This window comes from Curtobacterium sp. Csp1, from assembly GCF_013347185.1.
In genome coordinates this window covers 3,024,925-3,050,115 of record NZ_CP054594.1, presented here as the reverse complement: position 1 = coordinate 3,050,115, position 25,191 = coordinate 3,024,925, and the positions used below count along the sequence as shown (strand labels likewise).

The 25,191-nt window shown below is 70.2% G+C and carries 35 protein-coding genes; all 35 read right to left on the bottom strand.

The genetic code is table 11. The features are described from left to right. Positions 1 to 891 carry a hypothetical protein gene (locus tag HUN58_RS14680; protein WP_208745559.1) on the bottom strand — a complete coding sequence of 297 codons (891 nt, stop codon included), beginning with the start codon at positions 889 to 891 and terminating at the stop codon, positions 1 to 3. Beyond that, complete coding sequence (locus tag HUN58_RS14675) at positions 891 to 2,012, bottom strand: hypothetical protein (protein WP_208745558.1); 1,122 nt, start codon at positions 2,010 to 2,012, stop codon at positions 891 to 893. The genes HUN58_RS14680 and HUN58_RS14675 overlap by 1 nt, the downstream gene beginning before the upstream one ends. Further along, complete coding sequence (locus HUN58_RS14670) at positions 2,005 to 2,907, bottom strand: hypothetical protein (RefSeq protein WP_208745557.1); 903 nt, start codon at positions 2,905 to 2,907, stop codon at positions 2,005 to 2,007. Before HUN58_RS14670 ends, HUN58_RS14675 begins: the two co-directional genes overlap by 8 nt. A gap of 16 nt (positions 2,908 to 2,923) precedes the next feature. Next, complete coding sequence (locus tag HUN58_RS14665) at positions 2,924 to 6,850, bottom strand: tape measure protein (RefSeq protein ID WP_208745556.1); 3,927 nt, start codon at positions 6,848 to 6,850, stop codon at positions 2,924 to 2,926. A gap of 376 nt (positions 6,851 to 7,226) precedes the next feature. Next, positions 7,227 to 7,586, bottom strand: a complete 360-nt coding sequence (locus HUN58_RS14660; protein ID WP_208745555.1) for a hypothetical protein — start codon at positions 7,584 to 7,586, stop codon at positions 7,227 to 7,229. A gap of 93 nt (positions 7,587 to 7,679) precedes the next feature. Then, positions 7,680 to 8,273, bottom strand: a complete 594-nt coding sequence (locus HUN58_RS14655; RefSeq protein ID WP_208745554.1) for a hypothetical protein — start codon at positions 8,271 to 8,273, stop codon at positions 7,680 to 7,682. Positions 8,274 to 8,343: 70 nt separating this feature from the next. Then, the gene (locus HUN58_RS14650; protein WP_208745553.1) at positions 8,344 to 8,766 is read right to left on the bottom strand and encodes a hypothetical protein; all 423 of its coding nucleotides are present in this window, start codon (positions 8,764 to 8,766) and stop codon (positions 8,344 to 8,346) included. After that, positions 8,763 to 9,038, bottom strand: a complete 276-nt coding sequence (locus tag HUN58_RS14645; protein ID WP_208745552.1) for an HK97 gp10 family phage protein — start codon at positions 9,036 to 9,038, stop codon at positions 8,763 to 8,765. Before HUN58_RS14645 ends, HUN58_RS14650 begins: the two co-directional genes overlap by 4 nt. Further along, entirely contained in the window at positions 9,038 to 9,403 is a 366-nt protein-coding gene (locus HUN58_RS14640) for an HNH endonuclease signature motif containing protein (RefSeq protein ID WP_217488537.1), read from the bottom strand. Before HUN58_RS14640 ends, HUN58_RS14645 begins: the two co-directional genes overlap by 1 nt. After that, positions 9,400 to 9,747, bottom strand: a complete 348-nt coding sequence (locus tag HUN58_RS14635; RefSeq protein ID WP_208745550.1) for a hypothetical protein — start codon at positions 9,745 to 9,747, stop codon at positions 9,400 to 9,402. Before HUN58_RS14635 ends, HUN58_RS14640 begins: the two co-directional genes overlap by 4 nt. Beyond that, positions 9,747 to 9,980: a hypothetical protein gene (locus HUN58_RS14630; protein WP_208745549.1), complete on the bottom strand. Its 234-nt coding sequence runs from the start codon at positions 9,978 to 9,980 to the stop codon at positions 9,747 to 9,749. Before HUN58_RS14630 ends, HUN58_RS14635 begins: the two co-directional genes overlap by 1 nt. A gap of 14 nt (positions 9,981 to 9,994) precedes the next feature. After that, a complete protein-coding gene (locus tag HUN58_RS14625; RefSeq protein WP_208745548.1) occupies positions 9,995 to 10,492 on the bottom strand; it encodes a hypothetical protein in 498 nt (165 codons plus the stop codon). A 12-nt stretch (positions 10,493 to 10,504) separates the two neighbouring features. Further along, positions 10,505 to 10,654, bottom strand: a complete 150-nt coding sequence (locus HUN58_RS14620; protein ID WP_208745547.1) for a hypothetical protein — start codon at positions 10,652 to 10,654, stop codon at positions 10,505 to 10,507. Positions 10,655 to 10,671: 17 nt separating this feature from the next. Continuing rightward, positions 10,672 to 11,925 carry a phage major capsid protein gene (locus HUN58_RS14615; protein WP_217488536.1) on the bottom strand — a complete coding sequence of 418 codons (1,254 nt, stop codon included), beginning with the start codon at positions 11,923 to 11,925 and terminating at the stop codon, positions 10,672 to 10,674. Positions 11,926 to 11,946: 21 nt separating this feature from the next. After that, positions 11,947 to 12,681, bottom strand: a complete 735-nt coding sequence (locus HUN58_RS14610) for an HK97 family phage prohead protease (RefSeq protein WP_208745546.1) — start codon at positions 12,679 to 12,681, stop codon at positions 11,947 to 11,949. Next, positions 12,678 to 14,108 carry a phage portal protein gene (locus HUN58_RS14605; RefSeq protein ID WP_180225061.1) on the bottom strand — a complete coding sequence of 477 codons (1,431 nt, stop codon included), beginning with the start codon at positions 14,106 to 14,108 and terminating at the stop codon, positions 12,678 to 12,680. Before HUN58_RS14605 ends, HUN58_RS14610 begins: the two co-directional genes overlap by 4 nt. Beyond that, a complete protein-coding gene (locus HUN58_RS14600; RefSeq protein ID WP_180225060.1) occupies positions 14,105 to 14,311 on the bottom strand; it encodes a hypothetical protein in 207 nt (68 codons plus the stop codon). Before HUN58_RS14600 ends, HUN58_RS14605 begins: the two co-directional genes overlap by 4 nt. Positions 14,312 to 14,325: 14 nt before the next feature. Next, positions 14,326 to 15,951 carry a terminase gene (locus HUN58_RS14595; RefSeq protein WP_208745545.1) on the bottom strand — a complete coding sequence of 542 codons (1,626 nt, stop codon included), beginning with the start codon at positions 15,949 to 15,951 and terminating at the stop codon, positions 14,326 to 14,328. Next, positions 15,899 to 16,222, bottom strand: a complete 324-nt coding sequence (locus tag HUN58_RS14590; protein WP_180225058.1) for a hypothetical protein — start codon at positions 16,220 to 16,222, stop codon at positions 15,899 to 15,901. The genes HUN58_RS14595 and HUN58_RS14590 overlap by 53 nt, the downstream gene beginning before the upstream one ends. 439 nt (positions 16,223 to 16,661) lie before the next feature. Then, positions 16,662 to 16,928: a hypothetical protein gene (locus HUN58_RS14585; protein WP_180225057.1), complete on the bottom strand. Its 267-nt coding sequence runs from the start codon at positions 16,926 to 16,928 to the stop codon at positions 16,662 to 16,664. A gap of 26 nt (positions 16,929 to 16,954) precedes the next feature. Next, a complete protein-coding gene (locus tag HUN58_RS14580; protein WP_180225056.1) occupies positions 16,955 to 17,155 on the bottom strand; it encodes a hypothetical protein in 201 nt (66 codons plus the stop codon). Between the two features lie 321 nt (positions 17,156 to 17,476). Next, complete coding sequence (locus HUN58_RS14575; RefSeq protein WP_141861760.1) at positions 17,477 to 17,701, bottom strand: helix-turn-helix domain-containing protein; 225 nt, start codon at positions 17,699 to 17,701, stop codon at positions 17,477 to 17,479. Next, on the bottom strand, positions 17,694 to 18,134 hold the full coding sequence (locus HUN58_RS14570) for a hypothetical protein (RefSeq protein WP_180225055.1): 441 nt from the start codon (positions 18,132 to 18,134) through the stop codon (positions 17,694 to 17,696). Before HUN58_RS14570 ends, HUN58_RS14575 begins: the two co-directional genes overlap by 8 nt. Continuing rightward, positions 18,134 to 19,039 (bottom strand): hypothetical protein, encoded by a 906-nt coding sequence (locus HUN58_RS14565; RefSeq protein WP_180225054.1) that lies wholly within the window; start codon positions 19,037 to 19,039, stop codon positions 18,134 to 18,136. The genes HUN58_RS14570 and HUN58_RS14565 overlap by 1 nt, the downstream gene beginning before the upstream one ends. Further along, entirely contained in the window at positions 19,036 to 19,329 is a 294-nt protein-coding gene (locus tag HUN58_RS14560) for a hypothetical protein (protein WP_180225053.1), read from the bottom strand. Before HUN58_RS14560 ends, HUN58_RS14565 begins: the two co-directional genes overlap by 4 nt. 35 nt (positions 19,330 to 19,364) lie before the next feature. Next, positions 19,365 to 19,865, bottom strand: a complete 501-nt coding sequence (locus HUN58_RS14555; RefSeq protein ID WP_180225052.1) for a single-stranded DNA-binding protein — start codon at positions 19,863 to 19,865, stop codon at positions 19,365 to 19,367. Beyond that, the gene (locus HUN58_RS14550) at positions 19,865 to 20,074 is read right to left on the bottom strand and encodes a hypothetical protein (RefSeq protein ID WP_208745544.1); all 210 of its coding nucleotides are present in this window, start codon (positions 20,072 to 20,074) and stop codon (positions 19,865 to 19,867) included. Before HUN58_RS14550 ends, HUN58_RS14555 begins: the two co-directional genes overlap by 1 nt. Next, positions 20,074 to 20,466, bottom strand: a complete 393-nt coding sequence (locus HUN58_RS14545) for a hypothetical protein (protein ID WP_180225050.1) — start codon at positions 20,464 to 20,466, stop codon at positions 20,074 to 20,076. Before HUN58_RS14545 ends, HUN58_RS14550 begins: the two co-directional genes overlap by 1 nt. After that, complete coding sequence (locus HUN58_RS14540) at positions 20,466 to 21,773, bottom strand: replicative DNA helicase (protein ID WP_180225049.1); 1,308 nt, start codon at positions 21,771 to 21,773, stop codon at positions 20,466 to 20,468. Before HUN58_RS14540 ends, HUN58_RS14545 begins: the two co-directional genes overlap by 1 nt. Continuing rightward, the gene (locus HUN58_RS14535) at positions 21,766 to 22,113 is read right to left on the bottom strand and encodes a hypothetical protein (protein ID WP_180225048.1); all 348 of its coding nucleotides are present in this window, start codon (positions 22,111 to 22,113) and stop codon (positions 21,766 to 21,768) included. The genes HUN58_RS14540 and HUN58_RS14535 overlap by 8 nt, the downstream gene beginning before the upstream one ends. Beyond that, on the bottom strand, positions 22,064 to 22,873 hold the full coding sequence (locus tag HUN58_RS14530; RefSeq protein WP_180225047.1) for a hypothetical protein: 810 nt from the start codon (positions 22,871 to 22,873) through the stop codon (positions 22,064 to 22,066). Before HUN58_RS14530 ends, HUN58_RS14535 begins: the two co-directional genes overlap by 50 nt. Positions 22,874 to 23,003: 130 nt before the next feature. Beyond that, positions 23,004 to 23,360 carry a hypothetical protein gene (locus tag HUN58_RS14525; RefSeq protein ID WP_180225046.1) on the bottom strand — a complete coding sequence of 119 codons (357 nt, stop codon included), beginning with the start codon at positions 23,358 to 23,360 and terminating at the stop codon, positions 23,004 to 23,006. Further along, positions 23,357 to 24,418, bottom strand: a complete 1,062-nt coding sequence (locus tag HUN58_RS14520; RefSeq protein ID WP_180225045.1) for a DNA cytosine methyltransferase — start codon at positions 24,416 to 24,418, stop codon at positions 23,357 to 23,359. The genes HUN58_RS14525 and HUN58_RS14520 overlap by 4 nt, the downstream gene beginning before the upstream one ends. After that, on the bottom strand, positions 24,415 to 24,690 hold the full coding sequence (locus HUN58_RS14515; RefSeq protein WP_180225044.1) for a hypothetical protein: 276 nt from the start codon (positions 24,688 to 24,690) through the stop codon (positions 24,415 to 24,417). Before HUN58_RS14515 ends, HUN58_RS14520 begins: the two co-directional genes overlap by 4 nt. Continuing rightward, positions 24,690 to 25,181, bottom strand: coding sequence for a DUF6378 domain-containing protein (locus tag HUN58_RS14510; RefSeq protein ID WP_180225043.1), 492 nt, complete (start codon positions 25,179 to 25,181; stop codon positions 24,690 to 24,692). Before HUN58_RS14510 ends, HUN58_RS14515 begins: the two co-directional genes overlap by 1 nt. Between the last annotated feature and the right edge of the window lie 10 nt (positions 25,182 to 25,191).

Below are 25,191 nucleotides of genomic sequence, written 5' to 3'. Positions count from 1 at the left end.
TCAGTAGGTGGAGGTGATGCGCAGCGCCCCGGACTGGGCGTCCGCGGCGAGAGCGGCGAACTTGTTGAACCCGCCGTGCGCGAGGCCGATCCCCGCAGCGGAGCCATCGGAGAGCGTCTGCCCGAACTCGACGGGCAGCTCGAGCCACGTGCCGGACGTGACCGGGATCGGTCGGGCGTTCGCGATCGCAGGCGCGCCGCCGGGGATGACGTCATGAGGGTGCGTGCCGATGTTCGGCGCAGCCCCGAACTTCGACGCGAGGTTGACCCACATCTCGATGCGGGACACCGGAGCGCCCCGCAGGGTGTCCCGCACCTTGCTGCCGAAGAACCAGGCGCCGAGCGTCGAGTCCGACGCCCACGGCTGCCACCACCGACCGCCCGAGAACGAGCCCGCATCGATCGCGGTGAACGTGTCCACGTGCGTCGACGGGCCGGCGCTCGGCGGCGGCGCAGGCGGCTCCACCGGGAGCGGATTCGTGGACAGCACGCCGACTACGTGTGCGCCGTCGGACCACACCAGGCGGACCTTCTGCGACGCCGACAGGGTGTCGCCCTGGTTGTAGGTGGCTTGCACCTGGCCGGCGTCCGTGTCGACCGTGACGTAGTCCGACGCGGCCGACACGACCGTCCCGACCGGGGGCGGCATCAGCACGGGGCCCGTGTAGTAGAACTTCACCCCGCCATCCGGAGGCGTGACCGCGAGGAGCCACACCTGCTCGCCCACCGACGGCCGGTACTCGGACATCGTCTGCGCGCTCACCCGGCCGACCGCGTCGCCGTTCGACACGTCGCACTGCACCGTCGCGCCGTCGCGGCTGACGTACTTTGCCAGCCAGACCGTCACTCGGGAGCCGTCACCCATGCCGAACAGAGCCGCTGCGAGGTCCACTACTGCACCTCCAACGTCATCTGCTGCGTCGCCGACTCGGACCGGTCGAGGGTCTTCACCCGGCCGACGATCGTGTCCCTGCCCGCCTGACGCACCTCGAGGACGTCTCCGACCTGCCGCAGCGGGTTGAAGACCTCCTCGACGGGCACCTCCCTGGTCCGCAACGACGACACCCGCGGCAGCAGCTGCGCCGCGTACGCATTTGCCTGCTCCCGAGTCGTGATGAAGTCCGACGAGTAGTAGTAGGTCACCCGGCCGTACGGCGACGGCGACCCATCCGGATTCACCGCCCGCAGCGGGCCCTCCGTGATCTGCGCCGACCCGAGGATCTGCACGTCCGACCCGTCCGACGCCGACGAACGAACCGCGACCCGGTTGTAGACCTTCTCCGCCGACATCGAGTTCCCGACCGAAACGACCGTGCCATCCGACCCGTCCGTGAGGACGTCCGTGACGGCCGGCCAATCGAGGGGCCGCTGCCCGATCGACCCGTCAGGCCGCATGTACGGTTCCGCATCGATCAGCGCGAGCAGGTCGTACAGCGGGTCAAGGCGTTCCTCCTCGTACGCGAACGACCCGGGGATCGGCCCGTCGGGGAGCTCGCGGACGATCTGGAAGCCGGTGATGCGCTGCGCCTCCGTCAGCACCGACAGCTTCTGCGGCGGCGACGACGGGACGTCGAAGCGGTCCTTCTGCGTCTTCCGCATCCGGTCCATCAGCGTCAGCTCGACGGTCGACCCAACGGGGATCAGCCGCCCGCCGAACTCCTCGAGATGGTCCGCGGCGCTCGGGACCTCGTCGATGCGGTACCAGCCCATCTGCACCCTGCTCTGGAACGAGCCGGCCGTGACGAGCACCGCGATCGACAGCTCGGCGCCGAACGGGGCGAGCATGTCCGACGCGGCACGCGGTGTCAGGGACGCGGCGAAGGCCGACGTCCACACCACCGTGCACGACCCCGACCCCTGCACCTTCGCAATGCGATCGTCCGTGAACGACGGCCGGGTGATGTCGACGTTCGCCATCCGGCGACTGCCGGCGTAGTAGACATCCGCGATCCACTGCACGTCGAACGAGCCGGAGCCGAGGACGTCGCGCAGCTGCTCGGTGCTCTCACGCATCGGCAACCCCCGCCAGCGAGTAGTCCGAGTCCCGCTCGAGGCGGGTCGCGTACGCCGCCGCACGGGCCGCTCGGGTCGGGTAGGCGGCGTCGATGTCCTTGCGCCGCAGGACGGCCGTCACGAGCCCGGGAGCGGGCGGCCGGGCCTCCGTCGCCTCGAACGTGAACGTGATGTCCTCGCGGCCGATCTGGATGTTCACCGGCACCTCGTGCACCTCGTCGACGGACGCGTAGAACGTCCGCGGGAGACGCATCGGCGGCGGAGTCCGGATGCACACCACCCCGGCGCCGCGGCTGCCATACCGGCCGAACACGGCCTGCAAGCGGTCAGCGTCCGCCAGCGACCGGGTGAGGAGCTCGAACGGGACCGCAGCGACACCGCGCCGCTGGCCGCCGATACGGGTCGCGAACTCCGCGCCCTGCACGTAGACGAGCTCGCCTGGCGTCGACCGGGCGACGTCCCCGGCGGTCTTCGACAGTCGCAGCGGCGACACTGCGACCGACGGATTCAGCGGTTGGTGGATCCACGTGTCCGCCACGTCGAGCGTCGTCGAGGTCTCCGTGAACCCCAGCGACGTGTCCGTCTCGTCGAACTGCTCGGCCCGGTACTGGATCGGCACCCCGAACGGTGCCTCCCAATCGACAAGGGTCGTGCCGCCGATCGCGGACTTCCGGATCCCGCCACGCACCAGCGTGGTCCGGCCGTCCGCGATTCGGTACACGTCGACCGCTGCCGTGCCCGGCTTCACGTCCGCGACGATGATCTGCACCGACGGGACCGGACGACCTTCCGGGAGCGGCGTCAGGGCGGGGGGATACACCGTCGCCGGGTTCCCCCCGTCCAGCGTGTCCGGGAAGACCGAAGCCGGGCCCCCACCGTCGACGATGTCGGCCATCTGGTCTTCCTTCCTGTCAGCGGACGCGAGTGCCGCGTCCGATGCGGTCCCCGAGGGCGTCCTGCGAGCGGCGGATCTTCACGTCCATCACCCCGAGCAGCGCGCCGCTCGAGTCGACGAGCGTCACCTGGTCCGGGAAGACCGGCGACGTGCCGCCAGTCGGCGCGGCCGAGGCCGTTCCAGAAGCCGACCCGGTGACCCCGAGCGCGACGTTCCGGAACAGGGACACGTCCGAGTCCGAGATGCCAGCGTTGAACTGCTCCATCAGCGCCTGACCCGACGTCCGCAGGCCGGTCCAGCCAGCCCCGGAGAACGGGCCCTCCTTCGCAGGCGAGTGCGGCAGGAAGGCCTTCACCTTCTCCACCACGGACCCGATCGCGTCACCGACCGCGCCGATCATCGACTTGATGCCGTCGATCAGCCGGCCGATGATCGCCTTCCCCGCGGAGAACAGGCTCGAGCCGATGCCGATCACCGCGTCGACGATGCCGCCGAAGATCGCGCCGACCCCGGAGATCGCCGACCTGAAGAAGTCGAAGACCCCGGAGAACACCTGCTTGATGCCGTTCCACGCCATCTTCCAGTTGCCGGTGAACACCCCGACGACGAACGTGATCAGGCCCGTGAGGACACCGATCAGCGCCGTGATGACCGGCATCAGCGCGGAGATGATCACCTGCACCAGCTGCAGCACCGGGCCGAGGACCGCGGAGAACAGCGAGATCAGCGGCGGGAGGATCGCGCCGATCAGCTGCAGCAGCGGCGTCAGCAGCGGCAGGAACGCCGCCACCAGGCCGAGCACCGCCGTGATCAGCGGCATGATCACCGGGACGAGCTGCGCGATGAACCCGATCAGCTGCGTGATGATCGGCAGGAGCGCCGTCAGCACCTGACCGAGCACCTGCCCGAACGTCGTCGCGATCTGGATGACGATCGGGATCAGCTGCTGGATGATCGGCAGGAGCGCCGAGATCACCGTGGTGAGGATCGGCCCGAGGGCCTGCACCACCGCGGTGATGATCGGCAGGACGATTGCGAACGCGGCGCCGAGCGCGTCACCGATCGTCGCCGCGAGCTGCGTCAGGATCGGCGTCAGCGCGGTGATGACCGGCGTCAGCGACGCGATGACCGTCCGGATCACCGGGACGACCGACGTCGCCAGCGCCGTCAGGGGCGGCAGGACCGAACCGATCGCCGAGGCGAGCGCCCCGGCGAGGGCCGCGGCGACCTGCCCGACGAGCTGCGCGATCGGGACCAGCAGCGGTGCGAGCTGCGCGATGATCCCGACGAGCGGGTCGAGCAGCGGCACCACCGCACCGATCGCGGTCGCCAGCGCAGACCCGATCGCAGAGAACGCCGGCATCAGCGCCGAGACGACGCCGGTGAGGACCGGGCCGAGGATCGACGCGAGGTTGCCGACGGCAGTCGCGATCTGCGAGAACGCGTCACCGAACGCTCCACGGAGCTCCGGGGACACGGCGAGCAGCGACCCCAGGAGCCCGAGGATGATCCCGAGCGGACCCGAGATCAGCGGCAGGAACCGTCCGATCAGCGGCAGGTTCGCCGCAACACCGGACAGGCCCGCGATCACGAGACCGATCACCGGCCCCAGCGCGACGAACACGGAGCCGAGCCCGTCGAACCCGGAGAAGTCCAGGCCCGACAGCGCACCCTTCAGGGCGGTGAACGCCCCCGAGATGCGCTCGAGGCCCGCGCCGACCGCCGCCTGCAGCGACGGACCGATCGCGTTCGACACCGCCGTCACCGCCGGGGTGATCGCATCGAGGCCCTGCGTGATGGTCCGGAAGACCTGCACGAAGATCGGGTAGACCCCCGTGAGGAGGCCCGCGCCGAACCGGCTGAACGCCGCGCCCATGTTCTTGAACGCGCCGACCGTGGTCTGGCCGATGGCCACCGCGCCGTCGCCGACCGCGACCTTCAGCGCCTGCTGGAAGTGCTGAGCGTCAACCTCGCCGCGCTGCAGGCGGTCACGCAGCTCCTCCTGCGTCTCGCCGTACACCTTGCGGAGAGCGGCGTAGATCGGGATGCCTCGCGTCGCGACCTGGTTGAGGTCCTGCGTGTACGCCTTGTTCTGCGCCTGCACCTGGTTCATGACCAGGCCCAGGTCGTTGAAGTTCACCCCAGCGATGGCGGCCGCGTTCGCGGACGTCTTCAGGTAGTCCGTGAGCTCCTTGCCGGGCTTCACGCCCGCAGCGACCGCCGACGCAGCACCAGTCACGGCGTCAGCGAGCGAGAACTGCGTCCCGATCACGGCGTCGTTGGCGTTTTTCATGATCTCGGCGACGTCCTGCGACGTGTTGCCGAGCGCCTTGAGCTTCGCCTGCGCCGTCTCGATCGAGGCGAGCCGGTTGAAGCCAGCACCACCTGCCGCCGCGACACCGGCCGCGACGGCGAGGCCGACGCCCTTGAACGTCGACGTCACCGCGGTCGCCGCGTCGGCCGCGAGCGACCGGACGCTGTTCATCGCGGACGAGAAGCCGGCAGCGATCGCCGACCCCGCAGCACCCGCGACGGGGCCGAGCCCGCGGAACCCGGACGCGACCGCCGAGCCCATCTTCTGCATGGCCGCGACGACGGTCTGACCTGCCTGCCGGACCGGCTCGGGGATCAGGTTGATCGCGCCGACGACACCGGTCCGGATCGCGGACCCGACAGCGACGGCCGCCGTCTGCACCGGGGCGAGGCCCTTCGCGACCGCGGCGCCGAGCGTCCCCATCCGGCCGGCGAGCCCGGCGGCGGCGATGTCGGCGCTGCGGAACCCGGCGGTGAAGTTCACGAACGGGCGGACGGTCGCCGTGCCGAACGCGACGACCGACGCGATCGCCCGGTCCATCGTCGACCGCACAGCCCCACCGAGCGTCCCCATGCGGCCCGTCAGGACGGACGCGGCACGGGATGCGTCGAGGAACCCGGCGCGGAACTGCGAGAACGGCGCCGCGACGTTCAGCGCGACGGTCTGCGCAGCCGTCGACACCGTGTCGAACACGCGGCGTGCGCCGGCGCCGACCCGACCCAGGATCCCGAGGAACCCGGTCGCCCCGAGCGCCGCGTCCGCGAAGCCCGCGGCGATCTGCCGGAACGGAGTCGTGAACGCGTTGACGAACGAGACGCCGAGCGCCCGGACGGGAGCGAGGAGGCGGGCGACCTGCCCGCCGAGAGTGCCGAGGGTCCCGGTGAACGCCGACGCCGCAGCGTTCGCGTCCCGGAACCCGGCGACGAAGTTCTGGAAGCCCGACGACGTCCGGGAGGTCGCCAGCCGGACCGCGTTCAGTCCGATCTCCAGCGGCGCCAGGGACAGCCGTGCGAGGCCGCCCAGCGCGCCCGTGACGCCGGAGAACGCGGACTGCGCCGCACGAGCGTCCGCGAACCCCGACCGGAACTGCGAGAACATCATCGAGAAACTCGCGCGGGCCCGCTGCGTCGCCCGCGTCTCAGCGCCGACCGCGGCGGTCTGCGCGGCACGAGCCGCCGCGAGGCGTTCCGACGCGGCGCGCGTGTTCTCCTGCGTGACGACGAGGCGCCGCTGCACCGCGGCGAGGCGCTCCTCGGCGGCGATCGCCTGCGACGACGTCGCGCCGAACCGGGACCGCACCTCGAGGAGGCGGGTCTCGGCGACGCGCACCTTGCCGGCGGCGTCCATCTCAGCGAGACGGGCCGCCGACAGGGCGCGTGACGACTTCGACACGTCGGCCGCGAGTGCCTTCAGCGTCGCGTCGGACACGCCTCGGGTGCCGCGGGAGAACGCCTGCCGGAACCCGGACCCGGCGCCGTCGCCGGCGTCGCGGCCGGCGCGGGAGAACGCGCGCTGGAAGCGGCGGCCGGAGTCCGCGGTGGTCCCGTCGACCTCCCGAGCGACTGCACGGCGGAAGCCGCGGAGCGTCGGGAAGATGGCTACCTGACCGGAACCGACCTCGGACGTCATCGGTGCCCCTCTCAGTCGTGGAACGCCGAGTACCGCTTCAGCGTCGCCTTGAGCGCCGTGCGCTCCTCGTCGGTGACCTTCTCGGCCGTTTGCTCCGGGTCAGGCCACGGCCAGACGAACTCGAGCGGCTTCGGCTGCTTCTTCTCGTCGCGGTTGACGTTGACCGTCGTCGACGCCGCCGCGATCGTCGCGACGTCGACCCAGGTGGCGGGCCAGTCCCAACCAGCGAGAGAGGCGTGGAACCACGAGCCTGGGGTGTCCCGAAGCGTCTGTACGTGATCCCACGCCTCACCATGCGTGTACGTCTCGCCGAGCTCGTCGAGGCTGAGCCCGAACCAGCGGCGGAAGTCGGCGCGCAGCGGGCGCCGGTGCTCCTCTACGAGTTGGAGGAGCGCTGCGATTCCCCCACGGTGGCCTGCGCCTTCGCCGCGAACTCCTCGAAGAAGCGCCCGACGATCTTCTGCGTCTCGAAGATGTCGAGCTCGTCGAGCTTGCGCGGGGTCTCGGCGTCACCGAGGTCGTCGAGCATCGCGAACAGCTGCTTCATCTCGTCGTCGATCTCCGAGATGCGGCGGAAGACCTTCGTCTTCACCTGCAGCGGGAGCACGAGCTCGCCCTGCGTCGACGTGAGGACGTGGAGGTTCTTCTCGATCAGGCGGAACTGCGGGAACTCGGGCTCCGGCGTCTTCTCGATCGTCGGGGCGGCGGGCTCGGTGGTGAACGCGGAATCGGTCATGGTGTGGATGCCTTCCTGGTCGTGGATGCGAGCGTGGATGCGTGGTGAGGTGCGGGGCCGCCGGCATCCACAGCGGCGGCCCCGCGGTCAGGGTCAGGAACCGGTCGTGCCACCGTCGACGGGCGGCTTGATCAGCCACTCGCCGAGGTGCTTGTTCCCGAGGTCCGGGGAGCGGTCGATCTTGAAGGTCACCTCGACGCCGTTCACCTCGCCGCGAGTCGACTGGTCGACCACAACGCCGGTGATCGTCGCCTTGCCCGCCTGCCGGCGGCGGATGACGCCGTTCTTGAAGATCTCCTCGGTGAACAGCCGGTACTCGGTCGAGTGGCCGGCCGCGTCGATGAGGATGTAGCCGTTCGCGTCCGGCACCGCGCCCGACAGCAGCTCCTGGGTGAGCGCGTCGTACTGCGCGAGCTTCACGACGAGGGTCGCGTTCGCGAGACCCGACGGGATCGAGTAGCCGTCCTGGAAGAAGACGATCGGGTCGCCGTCCGCCTCGAGCGTCCAGTTGTGGCCGCCGTCCTCGGTCTGCAGACCCAGCTTCCGGAACGCCTCCGCGAGCTCGAGGTCGTACGCCTTGCCCGCGGCCGGCGTCAGCAGCGCGGTGGTGATCGGTGCGATGCCGACGGACCCCGAGATCGGGATGCCGACGGCGGTGATGTCGTTGCCCTGCGAGTCCGCAGCCATGTTGCTCCTTCAGAGAGACGCCCCCGGCTGCTGCCAGGGGCGATGTGGTGGTGGGTGGGTGTGGATGCGGTCAGAGAGGCTGCCCGACGACGACGAACGTCACCGTGGTCAGCGTGCGCGCGTACGCGGCGTCCTCCGGTACCCAGTAGGGGCCGTTGACGCCGTCCTCCGGCACGTACGCGATCGGGTTGCCGGGTTCGAGGCCAGCCAGGTCCCCGGCGAGCGCTGTGACGAGCCGTGCGAGGTCCATCGCCGGCTTCGGGGCCGCCTTCGTGCCGGCGAGGACCGACAGGTTCACGTCCCGCTCGGCGGAGATCGCCGACTTCGATGGACCCGAGTTGTCGCGGACGATCAGCATCACCGCGGCCGTCGGCTCGTTCGGGCCAGGCTCCCGGTTGCTCACCAGGACATCCGGACGGCCACGGGCGGCGAGCTCGGCGCGGAACCGGTCGCAGAGATACTGCTCGAGGTCCGCGTAGATGACCGCGGTCACCGCTTGCGCTTCCGGAGCGCGCGGACGAGGTTCCCGGTGCGGGCCTCGATGATCAGCGACTTCGAGTCCGACGCGACGATGAGGTGCACAACGCGGTGCGCGCTGGTCTTCTTCCGGCGGACGATGCCCGCCCGGTAGGCGCCCGTGTCGACCGGTGCCGAGGCGCGCGCGTCCGTCGCGATGCCGTCCGCGATCCGCGACACCAGGCCGTCGACGCGCGACGACTTCAGCAGCTCGTCGAAGTAGCGCTCGTTGAACGTCATCTTCGCCATCAGGGCCTCTTCCTCGCGCGGTACTCGCGAGCTCTCGCGTTCACGCACTCACGACAGCGGCGAGTACCGTCCGGGCGAACGTACGTGTTGGCCTCGCTGTAGGAGTGCCCGCTCGGACACTGGAAGGTGACGGCGGTGCGGCGATCGATGTTCTCCGCTCGCGTGACAGGCTCGAGATGGTCAGGGTTGACGCACTGCTTGTTCCTGCAGAGGTGATCGAGCTCGAGGCCTTCCGGAATCGCGCCGCGGTCACGCTCGTACACGACGCGGTGGGCGTGACGACCCCGGTACTTGCCGTACCCGTCGGGGTTTTTCGTCCCGATCCAGTTCCAGCAGCTCTCGGTCTTGTCGATGAGCTGGTTCACCCCAACACCTCCTCGAGCGGGATCTCCTGCACCGGCTGCCACCCGGTGAACGGGTTCGTGTCGGCCTCGGGGGCCGCGGTGACCGTGTACGTGTGAGCGCCGGAGACGATGCGGTCGCCGACGCGCACGTCGGCGCCAGGGTCGCAGTAGAGCGACTTGGTCGTCACGACTTCGCGCCGCAGCTCGCCGTCGACCGGCGAGGACGACGACGAACCGACGAACGCGCCGGCGATCGTGAGCGTGTCCGGGGCCGTCCAGTCCGCGCCGACGGGCCGCTGCGAGTACGGGTCCAGGATCGGCGTCGCGCGGAGGCGGACGACGGTCGCGCCGGCCGCGAACTCCATCAGCCGTCCAGCGAGGCGCGAATCACGTCGAGCATGTCCGCCTTCGTCGTCGCGTCGCCGAGGTCGACGTCGTGCCGGTCCGCCCACGCCCTGATGTCGCCGTTGTGGGTGTGCTCGTCCGGTGCCGGGTCGTCAGCGGGCGCCGGGACCGCGATGCCCGGAGCGCGGTAGTCGTCGGCGACCTCGTCCGGGACCGTGAACTGGTTCCCGCGGTGGTCCGTGATGTTCACCATCGGTGGTCTCCTCGTCAGAGCCGGTACGGCTCGAGCGTTGCGAGCTCCGTCTGCAGGAGCTGGATGTCGTTGCCGCTGTAGCGGACGTTCGCGGGCCCGACCGCCTGGGAGACGATCTGCCCGCCCGGGCCGCCGCCGCGCGCCGCCGCGGTCGCGATGACGCCGGCGACGTCGGGTGCCTCGGTGACCTCGTACCCGTGGCGGAGGGTGATGCTGATGCCGCCGAGTCGGGACGACCAAAGGCCGCCGTCGCGCAGCTCGAGCATGCCCTTCCCGGACACGTCGACCTGCGCGAGGACGTCGCGGCCGTCCGAGGTCGCCGCGGTGACGTCGAGGATCCGGCCGGACGGGACCAGGAGCGTGCGCTGCCCGGTCCCGTCCAGTCGGATCGTCTCGGTGATGACGGGCGCGACGTGCCAGCCGCAGAACCGCCGGACGGCGCCCTGCGCTGCGTCGAGCCAGAACTGCGGCGACCGCGGTCCTGGTCCGACGATCGGGGGGATGCTCGTCACGCCCGTCACCTCCTACTTGCTCTCCGGCGCGGCCGCCTTGTTGCTGACGACCTTCGCTTTCGGGGCGGCCTTCTTCTCGTCGACCGTGACGTCCTTCGCGGCCGCGGGGATGTCCTCCTCGCGGTACCGGACGCCGTTGATGACCTTCATCTGGCTCGTCATCTGCTGCTCCCTCCCGATCAGGCGGCCGGGCCGCCGTGCACGAGGTACGCGGGCTTCCAGATGACCTGCATCGCGCGGAGCTCCGCACGCACGTAGGTCATGTTCCGCTGCGCGTAGTCCTTGTGCTGGTTGAACGCCTGCACCGACAGGCCCTCACGGTCGAGGAGCGCCACCTGGCGGAAGTCGCCGAGGAGGAACTCGCCGGGCTCGATCGCCTCCGACAGGATGCGGGGGCGGCCCCAGAGCGTCTGCGGGCCGGTGCCGAAGGGGCCCTGGCCGTAGAAGCGCTCGTTCGCGTCCTGCAGCAGGTCGATGTTCTCGTCGTCCTCCGGGTTCAGGAGGATCGCCGCGACCGTGCCGCCCTGCAGCTGCGTCACCTTCGTGATGGCACGGCGGACGGCCTTGACGAAGCCCATCGGGCCGTCGGCGGTCGCGTACTCCTGCTCCTGGACACCGGTGGTGTTCAGGATGCCCTTCGGGATGCCGTTCGTGCCCGAGCCGTTGAGGAGGGTGTCCTCGATGACCGAGTCGAGCGAGTACCGGAGCTCGTTGTCCATGTAGGACGCGAACGCCGGGGCGTCGGCGAGGAGCTGGTTCGTCGCGTCGTAGCCGTCGGCGTACGTGTACGCCTTCGCGTCCGCGAGGGTCGTGGTGAGGTCCGAGACGGGCTTCAGCGCCGCGTTGTCCGTCGCCGAGGTGGCCTCGGGGACGATCTTCGCGTTCCGGGTCACCGAGGTGACCTGGACGTACTCGAAGTTGCCGGCCGCGGTGCCACGCGAGACGACGTCCAGCAGGGACAGCGTCGGCCGCTGCACCTGGTCGACGGTCGGCACGCGGATCGGCTGAATGTTCGCGATCGGCGACGTGAGCGCCTTGCGGTTCGCGTCGAAGTCCTTCAGCGAGCCGATCCGGACCGTGCCGATCTGGATCGGGGTGCCCTGGCCGACGCCGGAGGGGTTCTCCTTCTTCCACGCCTGGTACGGCGCGGACTTCATGAACCGCTCGCCGAGCGGCACCTCCGTGCCGTCCTCGTCACCACGCTCCGCGTCGCCGGTCTTGCCCGGCTCGGTGACGACCTTCGACAGCTCGGCGAGCGACTTCTCGCCCGCCTCGATGCGCGCGATGCGGTCGCGCAGCTCGCCGGCCTCCGCCGCCTTCGCCTCGATGGACTTCGCCTCCTCCGCGTCGAGGTCGCGCCCGGCGGCCTTCGCGGTGTCGACGATCGACTGCATCTCGGAGACGAGTGCAGCCAGCTGTGCCTTGAGTCCCACGATGGGGCTCCTCTCTGCCTGCTAGAGCAGGCCCTGGATGGTTGCTTCCGCCAGTGCTCGAGCTGCGGGGACGGTCGTCTGCTCCTCGGACTTGGCCGCGGGCGGCTCCTCGTCCTTGGCGTCGGGCGTGCCGGCTGCCTTCTCCTGATCGGTGGTGGTCGCCAGAGCGCCCTTGAGCGCGGTGATCGCGCCCTCGAGGTCTTCCCTGGCCTCGGTCGGGACGATCTGCCCCGCCTTCACGCCGGCAGCGACCGCGAGCGCGGCCGACTTCACGGCGAGGATCTCGGTCTCCTGGTTCGCTCCCACCGGCACGACGGACACCTCGTGGATGGTGAGCTTCCGGAGCTCGTAGTAGTAGCCGTCGTTCTCGGACTCGACGAGCGCGCCCTCGACGACGTCGTACGCGAACGACATCTGCTTGACCAGGCCGGCCTTCAGCAGCTTGTACGTCTGCGCGCCGTTGTTGATCGACGTGTCGAGCTGGACGTGCACGAACAGGCCGTGCTCGTCCTCCTTCGCCTCGATCGTCTGCCCGATGAGCATGTACGGGTCGTCCATCCGGTGCCGCCAGTAGACCGGGATCCCGGACCCGTTCGGCCCGAAGGTCTTCAGCGACTCCGCGAACGCGCCCGGCAGGACGACGTCGCCGTACGAGTCCTTGTTACCGAACACCGACGCGTACCCGGTGAACTGGCCCTCGCCGTCCGGCGCATCGGCCTTGACCTCGATGTCGACGGTCTTCGTCTTCACGGTCACGACTCCTCCTCGGCGCGGAACCGCTGCTCCGCCTCGGTGTTGAACTGCTTCGCGACGGTCGCCGCTTCGATGACGTCGACGCCGGCCTTCACCAGGTCGGCGACGAGCTCGCGGTCCCACCGCGGGCCGTCCCACCAGTCGGCGCCGGCCGCCTTCTGCGACCGGACAACCTGCTCCTGCCGGGCCGCGAACTTCGCGAGCACCGAGCCGGTCTTCCCGTCCTGCGGGGACGCCTGACCGCCCACGAGGACGTTCAGCGGCGTGATCAGCTCGTCGCCGCCGTCGATCGCGGACATGTTCTGCTTCGCGCGCGCCTCGTTGCGGGTCATCCACGGCGCCCCGACGGACGTCGACAGGACGCCGGCCTGCTCCTCGAACGAGCCGCGCATCTTCGCCTCGACGTTCGCCTCGACGTACTGGTCCGGCGTGCCGAGCAGCGGGACGAGGGTCGCGTCGAGCGTCTGCTCCCACGCGGAGATGTACGGACCCAGCGCGGGGCCGTAGAGCATCTCCTTGAACGCCTTGATGTTCGAGAAGGTGCCCTCGCGGGCGCCGACAAGCTCGGGCGCGATGTGGAACGCCGCTGCGACCTCCGCGTCCGTCAGCTGACGTCCCTCGAGGTCGAGGGTGTCGCGGGGCCGGAACGCGTCGACGGCCTTGTACTGCATGCCGTCCTCGAGGACCGGGGTGCCGCCCTCCTGGCCGCCGCCGCGGGAGAAGTTCTGCCACGAGCGGCCGAACCGCTCACGCGCACCGTCCGCCCACGGGGTGTTCGCCGGCCGCTCGATGACGCCCGCGGTGCGTGCGCCGTTCCGCCAGATCGACCGGCGGTACCGGACCGCCTCCGTCTGCTCGTCGAGGAGGTCGCGGAGGGTCTTCAGGGGCGACGTGCCGCTGGCGCCCTTCGTCGCGTAGCCGGCGTCGAGGATGAACCCAGCCGGGTCAAGCTCCTGCACGGTCCCGTCGGGCTTCCGGACGTTCACCGACGTGATCCGGTCGAGCGCGTCCGCGGCGAACGTGACCAGGCGGGCCGGGATCCGGACGAGCTCGTAGCCGTCGTCGCGTTCGACGATGCGGACCGCGAACCGGTCATAGATCAGGCCCTCGATGAGGACCCGCTCCCAGAACCGGTACGCCGTCTCGCCAGGGGCTCGCGACGGCCGCCGCAGCACCTCGGCGAGCGCCCCGTCACGCACCCGGCGGCGGTCCTGCTCGCCGACGAACTCATAGAGGTGCATCGGGACCGACGCGATGTTCCGCGCGGCGAACCCGACGACCTTCCGGATCGACGGCTGGTTCTTCCACGACGGGTCGTTCGACAGCTCCGCGGCCCACTCGACGAGCGGGATCCCCGGGTCGACGACCTCAATGTTCGTGCCGGCGAGGTGCGTGGACAGCTCGCCGAGAGTCTGGAACACGGCGCTCATGCGGGCACCACCTGCACGTACGCGATCCGCGCCGTCGGGACGAGCACCGAGCCGTCGACGGGGACCGGGGTCGGCCCGTCGACGGCTCGCGCGTCCACGAGGGTCACGCAGGTGCGGGTCGCGGACTCGACGACGCCCTCGAGGGCCGTCTCCGCCGTCACGACGATGACCGTCCGGCCCGTCAGGGTCTTGAGCTCACGCACGCGCGGTCCCTTCATCAGACCACGAGCAGCTCCTCGTCCTCGTATGCGGACGTGAACGGCTCGGGGGGTTCGGTGTTGTCGTGCGCCCACTGCGCGGCCGAGACGGCGACGATCGGGGCGATGTCCACGACGCTGTTGATGCGGTCCCAGACGCGGACCTCGTTGAGCTTCCGGGACACCGCGCCGGACACGGCGAGGTTCAGCGACTCCTGGTCGCCGCGGTGCCGGAGCGTCCGCTGCCGGACCCGGTCCTTCGTCTGCCCGGCCGACGAACCGAGCGCGGTGCCCTCGATGCGGTGCACGGTCAAGCCGGCCTTCTCGAGCGGTTCCGCGAACTCGGCCGACGGGGCGCCGCGGGTCTGCAGCGCGACCTCGGTGATGCCGTTCTTCTCGGCCGCGCGCTTCACCGCGTCGACAACCCAGAGCATGCCGGGGCGCTGCGCGATCAGCTCGCAGTGCAGCAGCCCGTCCGCCCGGTCGCCGACGACAGACACGTACGTCATCTCGCGATCAGCGCCAGTGTCGACGCCGAGGATCCACCGTGCCCCCTCGGCGGGCTCGGACCAGGGGTCCGCGCAGTCAGCCCACGCGCCCGCGTCGAGGTGCGCGTCGATGCTCGCCGTGACCCACTGGCAGAGCACCTCGGTCTTCGTGACGACCTCCGGCTCACCGGAGGCGAGGTCGGAGAGCAGCTGCTCGACGTTGTAGCCGTACCCGATCGACGGGTTCGACTGGAAGTACCCCTCCGGGTCGTCGATCGCCGCGTCCTCGTGCGCCGACCACTCGAACAGGCCGTTCGTGGTGTCGTGCTCGTTCGCGAAGTCCTCGGCGGCCTGCAGCCCCGTCTCGACGTACTCGGACCACAGCCGGCACGTCTCCGTCGCGGACGCCCGCAGGTCAGCGAGCACCACCGACCGGGCGTCGCCGGCGGACGAGATCGCCCACATCTGCGAGTTGAACGTGCCGTTCAGCGTCTTCGAGAACGCCGCCCAGCCGTCCCACGTCTTCTGCTCCCGGAGCTCGTCGATGATCGCTCGCGCCGTCGAGTCGCCGCGGGCACCGCCGGACGCGAGCGCCGCGATCTCGTACCGGGCCCCGTTCGCGAGGCGGATCGCCTCAGACCCGTTCGTCGTCGACGGCGTCCGCGACTGCTTCGCGAGCACCGGGACCAGCACCTCGCGCTCCGCCGGCGTGAACCGGTCCGGCCAGCGCAGCACCTCCGGGTTCGACCGCTCGAGGACGCGCCGCCACACCTTCTTCGCCGTGTCGCGGTCCTGCGCCGTCCCGAGGACGAGGAAATCGTGCGCCGCGATGTGGTCCGGGAACGACTCCGAGTCCACGAACAGCCACCACGCGGCAAGCACCTCGATCAGCTTCGTCTTCCCGTTCTGGCGGCCGACGATGATGATCACCTTGCGGAACCGGTACGTGCCGTCCTCGAGCAGCTCGAGCGCGTGGATCAGCAGCCAGCACTGCCACGGCCGCAGCGTCACGCCGAGGTACACCCGGGCGAACTCGATCACGTGGAACCCGTGCGACGTCTCCGGCGACAGCGGCCGGAGCGGACGCGTCCAGACGCGCGGCTCCTCACGCCCCTTGCCGCCGCGGAGGGCGACCCTTAGTTGCTGCGAAACCTGCAAAGTCCAGGACCTCCTGATCAACCGGCGCCTTCTCCTCCGAGGAGACCTCGTCGGCGTCGGCCGGACTCGGCACCGGCGCGCTCGGCAGGGCCGCGGACCCGGGAGCGCGATCCAGCACCCGTCGGACGTCCTTCAGAGCCGACAGGTACGCCGAATACGTCCGCGACCCGCCACCCTCGTCCATCTCCTTCGCCAGCGACTTCACCAGCGCGACGAGCGGAGCCTCCTCGGGGATGCGGAGCAGCCCAGTGGCCTTCAGCATGCGCGTCACAGCGGCCCTGTGCTCCCGGCTGGCGGCCTTTCGTCCCTCAGGCATGATCTGGGGCCTCTCTGGTTGCAAAAACGCGTCAGAAACGCGGGGGGAGAGGAACACTTATGGCGGGGGGTGCTTCGTGTTCTGGGGTTGTGGCGATGGTGACGCCCCTACCCGGGTTGTGTCGGGTCTTGTACTGCCTGACTTGTGTCAAGGCTTGTAGCACCACTTGTGTTGCCTCTTGTATTAGGGTTTGTGGTGCCCCTTGTACCAGGCTGGTCAGCCCTGCCCGTACCGTGCACCACCCAGGGCGACGGGGTCACGTCCGTCCCCTGTGAGGTGGCACTCACGACGTCGCCCATCACCCGGTCGAGTTCGGCCACAGCGTCCGGGTGGAGGGGCGGCTCTGGGCGTCGGTTCGTCCGCGTCCGGTGTGCGCTGAGGTGCGGGTCCTCGGTCACAGCCATGCGCGGGACAGGGTGCCAAGGCCAGCGCGCGGGGCGCCGTTGCCGCGGTCGCGGTTGCAGCCCCGATGCGACGGGCGTCCGTTCGCGGGGTCGTCGTAGTGCTCGGGGTGGGTGGATGCAGGCCAGTAGTGGTCGTACTCGAACGACCCGTCCGTGCTGCTGTCTGGGACGGTCCAGTCGATCGGCTGCCCGCACAGCCAGCACGGTGCGTCCTCGGCCGCCCAGGCGGTGCGGCGTTCCTCGCGGACGGCGCGCATCCGGCGAGTCGACGGGTGGTGCTTGCTCACAGCACGTCGGCCGTCTTGCAGATCAGCTCCCGGACCGCGGCGGCCGGCGCGGTCGCGACTGCCGTGTACCGGATCGTCACCGGCCCGTCGGTGGGGAGCGCGTCGATCTGGACGGTGCCGAGCTGCGCGCCCGCCGGGTCCACGCCTGCGGCCTCGAGGACCGCGCGGTCGAAGTCGTTGCCGAGACTGACGGCCATCGGTGCTCTCCCGTCGTGTAGGTCCGGCAGGGACGCAGGTACGCCTCGGAGCCTGGAGGTCCCCGTGATGAGCGTCCTTCGCGGTCCTGTGGCAGCCCGCGTTGACGTCCCCGCCGAAGTCTGCGGGCCGGCGCGCTCCCGAAAGCTGCCGGCCCGGGATCCGTTCGCCTCCGACGGCCGGGCGGATCAGCCCGTGGCCCGGGGCAACGACGCCTCACCGGGGGTGCGACGAAGGCCCCCACCGGTGATGGTGAGGGCCTTCGGAAGCGTGCTGGCAACCGTGACGTAGTGGTTGGCTGCCGCAAGGCTAGCACGGGTTTGTCAGGTACCGGGAGGTGTCCGTCGTGCGGCGTGTCCCCACCGGCCGGTCTTGCGCTTCAGCTGGCGGCGTCGGTACTCGGCTTGGACCTCCTCGCGGCGAAGGAGCTTCTCCCTGCCCCGGCCGTAGACCGTGACGGCGCCGCTGGTGATGTAACCGCTGAGGGTCTGGCGGGTGATGCCGAGGTGCTTGATCGCCTGCGCCTTCGTCCACCAGTCGTCAGCCACCGCCACCGCCGCTCTCGATCGCGAGCATCGTCTCCCGCGCCTCGACGTAGAAGGTGCGGCCGCCAGGCGAGAGCATGTACGGCAGCATCACCTCGTCGAGCGACGCGAGGCCCGCGTCGATGAGGGCCGCCTGCGCCTCGAGCCAGTCCTTCGCGATCCGCCAGGCCACACGAGCGGCCTGCTCGGTGGTCTGCTTCGCGCGGGGAACCTTCGCGTCCCGCTGCATGGCGGCGAGCACGCCGGCGGTCCGCACGGGCAGCTCGAACTCACGGATGCCGTAGTCGGTCTTCATGGTGAAGCCGAGACCGGCCGGGGTGCCGTCGTCGTCGAACAGGGTCGAGATCCGCTGCACTCCACGGCGAGCGAGGGCGGTCTGGATCTCCCCCATCGTCTTCCCGACCGCGATCTCGGTCGTGTAGTTCAGGATCGGCATCAGTCCTCACCCCACTCGACCGCCGTGCCGGTCGCGAGCGACCGGTGCGGCCCGTCATGCCCGAGACGCCGCGCGCAGACCGCGGGCCGCCGCTGCACCATCGCCGTCGCCGCGCACGCCGGTGCTGCTCGCGGCTTGTCGAGGGGTTCCCCGTCAGCCGGGTAGTAGCCGTGCTCGTCGTAGAACCGGAGCACGGCGCCACGGTCCCAGACCTGCCGCTCCTCGCGCAGCTCCTGCATGAGCTTCCGTGCGGTCTTCTCCGACGCGAGGTACGTCGCGCCCGGCACGGTGTCGTCGCAGTGGTCGCAGCGGACCACGAAGTCGGTGACGTCCTCCGAGGCCCACTCGGCGCCGACGGCGTAGTGGTCGCAGACCTCGCAGGGGCGGGGCAGCACCTGACGCTCCCGCTGGGGTCGGCGCGGGTACTTGCCGAACAGCGGGCGGAAGATGTCGCCGATGTCGGTGACGAACACCTGACCGCTGTCGTGGAGCACGATCGCGTCCCACCGGATGAGGAGCCACGTGACGAGGATCTTCACGAGCTCGCCCGCGCCGGCCGGGGTGGCTTCGGCTCGGAAGCCCTGCTCCTCGTCGCCGCGCTTCCACACGACGACGACGGTCGCCGGCGGGTTCACCTGCAGGGCGTCGGCCCAGTAGGTGACCCACTGGATGAGGCGCGCGTACGCGTCGTCGGTGTCGTCGATCGCGTCGGCGCGGAACGGGAGCGGGGCCTCCTTCGACGCGGCGCGCGGCATGCCGTCGCCCATGACACCGAGGGACGGGATGGCGAGGGACCGGGCGTAGGCGATGAGGCCGGCAGCGTCGTTGAGCTGTCGACGGGCGCGGACCGCGGCGAGAGCGAACGCTGTCTCCGCGTCGACCTCGGGGGTGATGGTGTCGGTCACGGTGCCTCCTTCGTGATCGGTGCCGCCCAGGGCGACGGGTGTGCGGGGAGCTGATGGGTTGCGACCCAGCGGTCGCGGTTGCGCTGTCGTTCGATCCATCTGGCGAGTCTCACCACGAGGTAGAAGCTGCGGCCGATCACTTCGGCCGCCCGCACCGCGGTCCGACCGATCTCGGCGATGGCGTCTCCGAGCTGCTGCATGAAGCGGCTGAGCTGGGGGATGATGCGGACGAATGCCACAACCTGCCGGCCCTGGTTGCGCAGACGTCGTCCGGCCGCGCGGTCCTTCATGCGGGGGAAGTTCTCCCGCGTGCGTGCCCGGCCCATCAGAACGGGGTCTCGTCGTCGTACGTCGCGTCGCCCTGCGGTGCCGACCACGTGCTCTGCGGCTGCTGCTGGCTCCCCTGCGTCGCCCACGCCTGCCCGCCGCCCTGCTGCCCGCCCTGGCCGCCGTCACGGCCGCCAGAGGCCCGCGTGACCTGCGCCGTCGCGTACCGCAGCGACGGGCCGATCTCGTCGACCTCGAGCTCGATGCTCGTGCGCTGCTGGCCCTCACGGTCCTGGTAGGAGCGCTGACGGAGACGGCCCTGCGCCATGACGCGCATGCCCTTCGTCAGCGAGCCCGCCACGTGCTCGGCGAACTCGCGCCACACGCTCGCACGGAGGAACAGCGCGTCGCCGTCCTTCCACTCGTTCGCCTGACGGTCGAACGTCCGCGGCGTCGACGCGATCGTAAAGTTCGCCACCGCCAGCCCGTTCTGCGTGTACCGGAGCTCGGGGTCCGCGGTGAGGTTCCCCACCACGGTGATCACGGTCTCGCCAGCCATCAGTTCCTCGTCTCTGCCGCCGTGGCGGCCTTCGTAGCGCCGGACCACTCCAGGGCCCGGTCGATTGCCTTGTCGATGAGGTCGCGGAGCTCGGCGGCTTCCGCGATCTCGAGCTGCACCTGAACGCCGCGGGCCTCGACGGCGACGCCGCCGAAGTCGTCCGCCCACGCGTCGGCGATGGTCTCGGTCTTCGTGCGCTGCACGCCCATCAGGCGGTCCGCCGGTCGATAGCGCCGATCCACTGCTGGGCGACGGCCGCGACCTGCACGAGCTCGGCGCGGAGCTTCGTCGGGTCGTCCTCGGCCAGCGCTTCGAACACCTCCTCGAGGAGGATGTCGCTCCAGGCCACGTTGTCGTTCTTCGCGGCGATGTCGGTGTTGGCCTTCGCGGTGTCGCTCAGCTCGGTCGCTGTCCAGCTGTCCAGCGGGCTGGTCTGCTTGGGGGCGTGCACGTCGTAGCTGTACGGGAAGTCCCCGAGGAGCATCACGCGCGGCCCAGTTCCGTCGGGGTGGTTCTGCTCACCCCACTTCGCGGCCTGACGGTCCCGCTCGTGCAGCACCTCGACCGCAATCGCCTCTTCCTTGTCCGTCTTCGCGCTCATCACGCCGCCTCCGTCCCGTCGAGGGCCACCGCACCGTACGGCGACCACGTCCTGTCCCTCAGCCGCGCGAACTGGCCCTGCCAGATCAACGACACCTCCCCCAGCTCCCCGTGCCGGTTCTTGCCCACCGCGACCGTCAAGTCCGCCGGCGTCTTCCGGTCGTACGAGAGCAGCAGCACCGAGTCCGCGTCCTGCTCGATCGACCCCGACTCGCGGAGGTCCGACAGGATCGGCACCCGCGACTTCCGGCCCTCCACGAGACGGTTCAGCTGCGACAGCGCGATCACCGGCACCCGGAGCTGCTTCGCGAGCAGCTTCAGCTGCCGCGACACCGACCCGACAAACTCCTGCCGCGACTGCTTCGGATCGCCGCCCTCCATCAGCTGCAAGTAGTCCACGACGACGCCGGCGAGCTGCCCGCGGCGCGACACCGACCGGATGTACGCCCGCATCTCGGCGAGCGTCGTCGACTGGTCGTCGATGAAGATCGGCGCGCCCTGCATCTTCTGCCGGGCGATCGCGACGCGCTTGCGCTGCTCGTCGTTCAGCGTGTGGTTCCGCAGCGACTTCATGTGCACCTCACCGAACTGCGAGATCAGCCGGAGCTGCAGCTCGTCCTCGGACATCTCGAGGGACACGTAAACGACCATCCCGCGGCGCGCGAGCGCCGTCGCGAGGTTCATCCCGAGGATCGTCTTCCCCTCACCGGGCCGGGCACCGACGATGATCAGATTGCCGGCCGCGAGACCGCCGATCACCTTGTCGAGCGACTCGAACCCCGTCGGAGCGAACTCCGGCTTCTCCTCGAGCCGAGCGATCGCAGCGTCGAGGGTGTCGCCGACGGCGTGCACGTCCACGCGGGTGTGCCGCGCGACCTGCTCGAGCTCCTGCTGCGCCTCGTCGACGAGCTTCAACGGGTCACCCTCGGTCGCCGCACCCATCGACATGATCCGCTGCCCGGCACCGTGCAGGCGGCGACGGATCGCCTTCTGCCGCACGATGTCCGCGTAGTAGCCGACGGACACGACCGACCCGACGAGCGTCGTCAGCTCGAACAGGTAGCCGATCCCGCCGGCGCGGGTCATGTTGCCGGTCTTCTCGAGCTCGTTGCTGACCGCGATCACGTCCGACGGCTCGTCGCGCTCGGCGAGAGCGATCGCCGCCCGGGCGATGACCTCGTGCTTCGGCTGGTAGAAGTCCGTCGGCGCCAGCGTCTCGAGCGCCGTCCAGATCGCCTCCCGGTCCAGGAGCATCGCGCCGACGACGGTCTGCTCCGCCACCTGGTCGTACTGCTGCTCGTCATCCATGCCGCTCCACCGCCTTGATCCACTCCATGTCGTGCTCGTGCTCGTCGAACTCCTCGACGGTCACGCCGTGTGCCGCGCACCACGCCGCCTTCTGCTCCGCCAGCAGCTCCGCCGTCGCGTCCGCTCCGTGCCGGGGTGTCGGCGTCGCGAGCTTCAGCACGTCCGCCGGCATCACCCACCGGTGCTCCTCGCGGTAGTGCTGCCGCACCGCCTCGAGCGCGTCCTCGAACTGCAGGTGCCCGATCAGCTGATGCCACGTCCGGGCCGACAGCTCCGACAGCACCCGACCGTCAACGCCCTGCGCCCAGAGCAGCAGCTGCGCCACTTCCGAGACCTGCATGCGCTTCCTCCTCTCGCAGTCGTTGGACGAGCGCGACACTCTCCGCCACCCGCTCCTCACCGCGACCGGCCCGAGCGACAGGCAGCGGCTCACCCCAGCGCTCCTGGTTCAGCCAGTAGATGAGGCCCGGCACGAAGTGCTTCGGCGTCGTCAGCCGGTACGCGTCTCCGTGATTAGCGATCGCCGCGGCAAGCTCCTCAGCCGTGATCGTCTTCGCTCTCACCAGACGCAGGAACTTCTCCCGGGCGGGCTTCTTCTTCTCTGCCTTCGGCCAGTGCTTCCAGGCCGCCTCGAAGAGCTCATCCGATGTGGCGATTCCGCCAGCCTCCAGAGAGCACGTAGTGCTCTCCCCTTCTTCAAGGGGTCTTATAGGAGGATTCGGCGATTCCGCCACATCAACATCTGTTGATTCCGCCGCTTCGATGTGGCGATTCCGCCGCATCAGGGTGCGGTACGACTTCGTGTGGTCCCAGTTCCCATCGAGGGCGTGCTCGACGACCTCCACGTGCCCTTGCTCCTCCAGCCGGGCGAGTGAACGCCGGACCTGGTCCACGGACAGGCCGGACGCTCGGGAGACGTCCGCGAGGTTCGCCCGCCACCACACCTTGCCGTCGCGCTCGTAGCCGTACGGGCTGCCCTCAGCAGACCGGAATCCAACCAGCGTCCACACGATCGCCGGGTTCGCGCCCAGCCGCTTGACGAGCGCCGCGCGCACCTGGATGAAGTCCGGTGCCGTCGCTTCTTCGACCGGGATGACCATCAGCTCTCTTTCTCTCGTTTGTCCATCTCGCCCGCCTCGATGCGCGTCCTCATGCCCTCGGCGACCGCCGCGACGACAGGGTCACGGTGGGCTTCCCATCGGGCCAGGTGCGCCAGCACAGCCGCCCTGCTCAGCCCCACGACACGACCCCCGGGAACACCGGCACCACCTGACCGTCATCACGCAGCAGGACCATCCCGTGCACCGCGTGCTGCACCTCCGTCAGCTCCGGATCCGCGTGACCGCTGATCTTGATCCCCCGCCGCAACGCCTCCGCCTGCCACTCGGGATCCGACTCGATCAGCCCGTTCACGTCCGACTCGAGCCACACCACGTTCGACAGCCGGTGCTTGTCCGCCCTGCCACCCATCCCGCCCTGACGGTGCTGCGGGACGAGCGTGTCGCCCTCGTTGCCCGTCCACGCGGACCGGCGGCCGTCGCGCTCCTCGAGGGCCGCCAGGAGCACCTTCGGGGTCTGCGAGCTCATGCCGCCACCGCCGTCGGCATCTCGCGCACGCCAGCCGTCGCAGCCGCGAGCACGTGCTGCCCGAGCAGCGGCGGTACAGCGTTCCCGATCTGCAGGAACTGGGCCCCCTTGCCGCCCGCCCAATCGAACCCTCGGGGGAACGACTGGAGCACGGCAGCCTCATCAGGCTCGAGCCGCAGCGATCCCGGACGGTCCTGCCGTGAGACGCCACCCTTCACGAACTCGGACCGGCCAGGGCCGCCGACTCGTGGGTCGGCGACGATGGTGGTGGCGGGCCGCTGGAAGCACCAGTCGGGGCGGCTCGTGTACCGGGCGAGCTTCGCGATGGGCTCGGCTCCGCCCGTCTCAGTGCCGCCACCGGTGATCGTTGGAGCCGGGCGTCCCGACAAGCCCCAGCCGAGGGCATCGGCCATGCTGATCCACGAGTGCACGCCCGCATCTCGGCGCTCCGGGTCTCGGGCGTAGAAGCGCGAATGCGTTGGCGTCGGCATGCTCGCCTCGAGACCGTCGCGCCGCGCGATGAGGATCGCGCGGCGTCGAGTCTGCGGCACCCCGTACTGCTCGGCGCTGAGGACGCCTGTCACGACCGAGTAGCCGAGTTCACGCATCACAGCCGCGTACGCCTCCCACACGGGGAGGACGGGCACGACCTGCTCGAGCACGACGTACTGGGGGCGGTCGCGGTAGACGTGCGCCAGCGGGGTGAGCACGAGAGCGGTACGCGGGTCGAGCGAGACGGTGAGTGCGTGGAGCGCGATCGGGTCCCGCCACAGCCCAGCGTGGACGGCTGCGAGCACCTCGTCGAGCGCCTTTCGCCCCGCACCCTTGCCCGCGGCGCTGAACGTCTGGCACGGCGGGGACGCGATGAGGAGTTCGTAGCGGCCGACCCCGTGCACGCCGAACAGGCCATCCCAGACGTCCCGGTAGATCGTCTCGAGACCCGCGCGGCGTCGTGTCTCGACCACGGTCGCGGCGTTGTCGACGCCCCGGTCCGTGATACCGAGCGCGCGGCAGGCGAGCGCCCACCCGACGCCAGCGAACAGGTCCAGGGCGATCACGCCGCGTCACCGCCCGGCACCACCGCGACCCGAGCCGCACGCACCTCCACGACCACGGTCGCGTCCACCGTCCACGCCTGCTGCACACCGATCGACCCCAACGGCCGCACCTGCACCGTCGTGATCGGCTTCCCCGTCAACCCAGTCCCGTGCGACACCGCCACGACCACGCCGCGACGCTCACCGTCGAGCCCGTGCTCCGGGACGACGACCGTCTTCCCGAGCGCGTCCGACCCCAGGTCGCCCGCGTAGCACTTCCGTTCGTCAGCCATCACGCACCTCCGACGAACTCGAAGTGGCTCCTGTTGCCGGTGTGGGCGCTGTACTCGCCGTCGACCGTCCACGCCGCCTTGTAGAGCACCGGGCTGCCGTCGTCCACGACCTCCTCAATCCGGCCGACTCCGAGATTCACGCACTCGCCGTGACCGGACGCGGGAAGGACTCGCACTCGGTCGCCGACTTGCAGCGGCATCGGCACCCCAGCCGGCATGGAGCGCGGCGCAGTCGCTAGCTCGCCGCCGAGCGCCCCGTAACCACACAGGTCCACCCACGAGTCCTCGTGCGACGGCGACGACACGATCCGCGACACCTTCAGCTGCACCAGCATCAGCGCCACCATCTCCGGCGCGATCGCCTCCATCCCGAGCATCGCGCCCCACAGGGCACCGATCCGGCCGAACGACTTCTCCGGCGGCCCGTACAGGTCCGCGCGGTCCTTCGTGATCAGCTCGCCAGCCGTGGCGAGCACGTTCTCCCGTTCCATCACGGGCCTC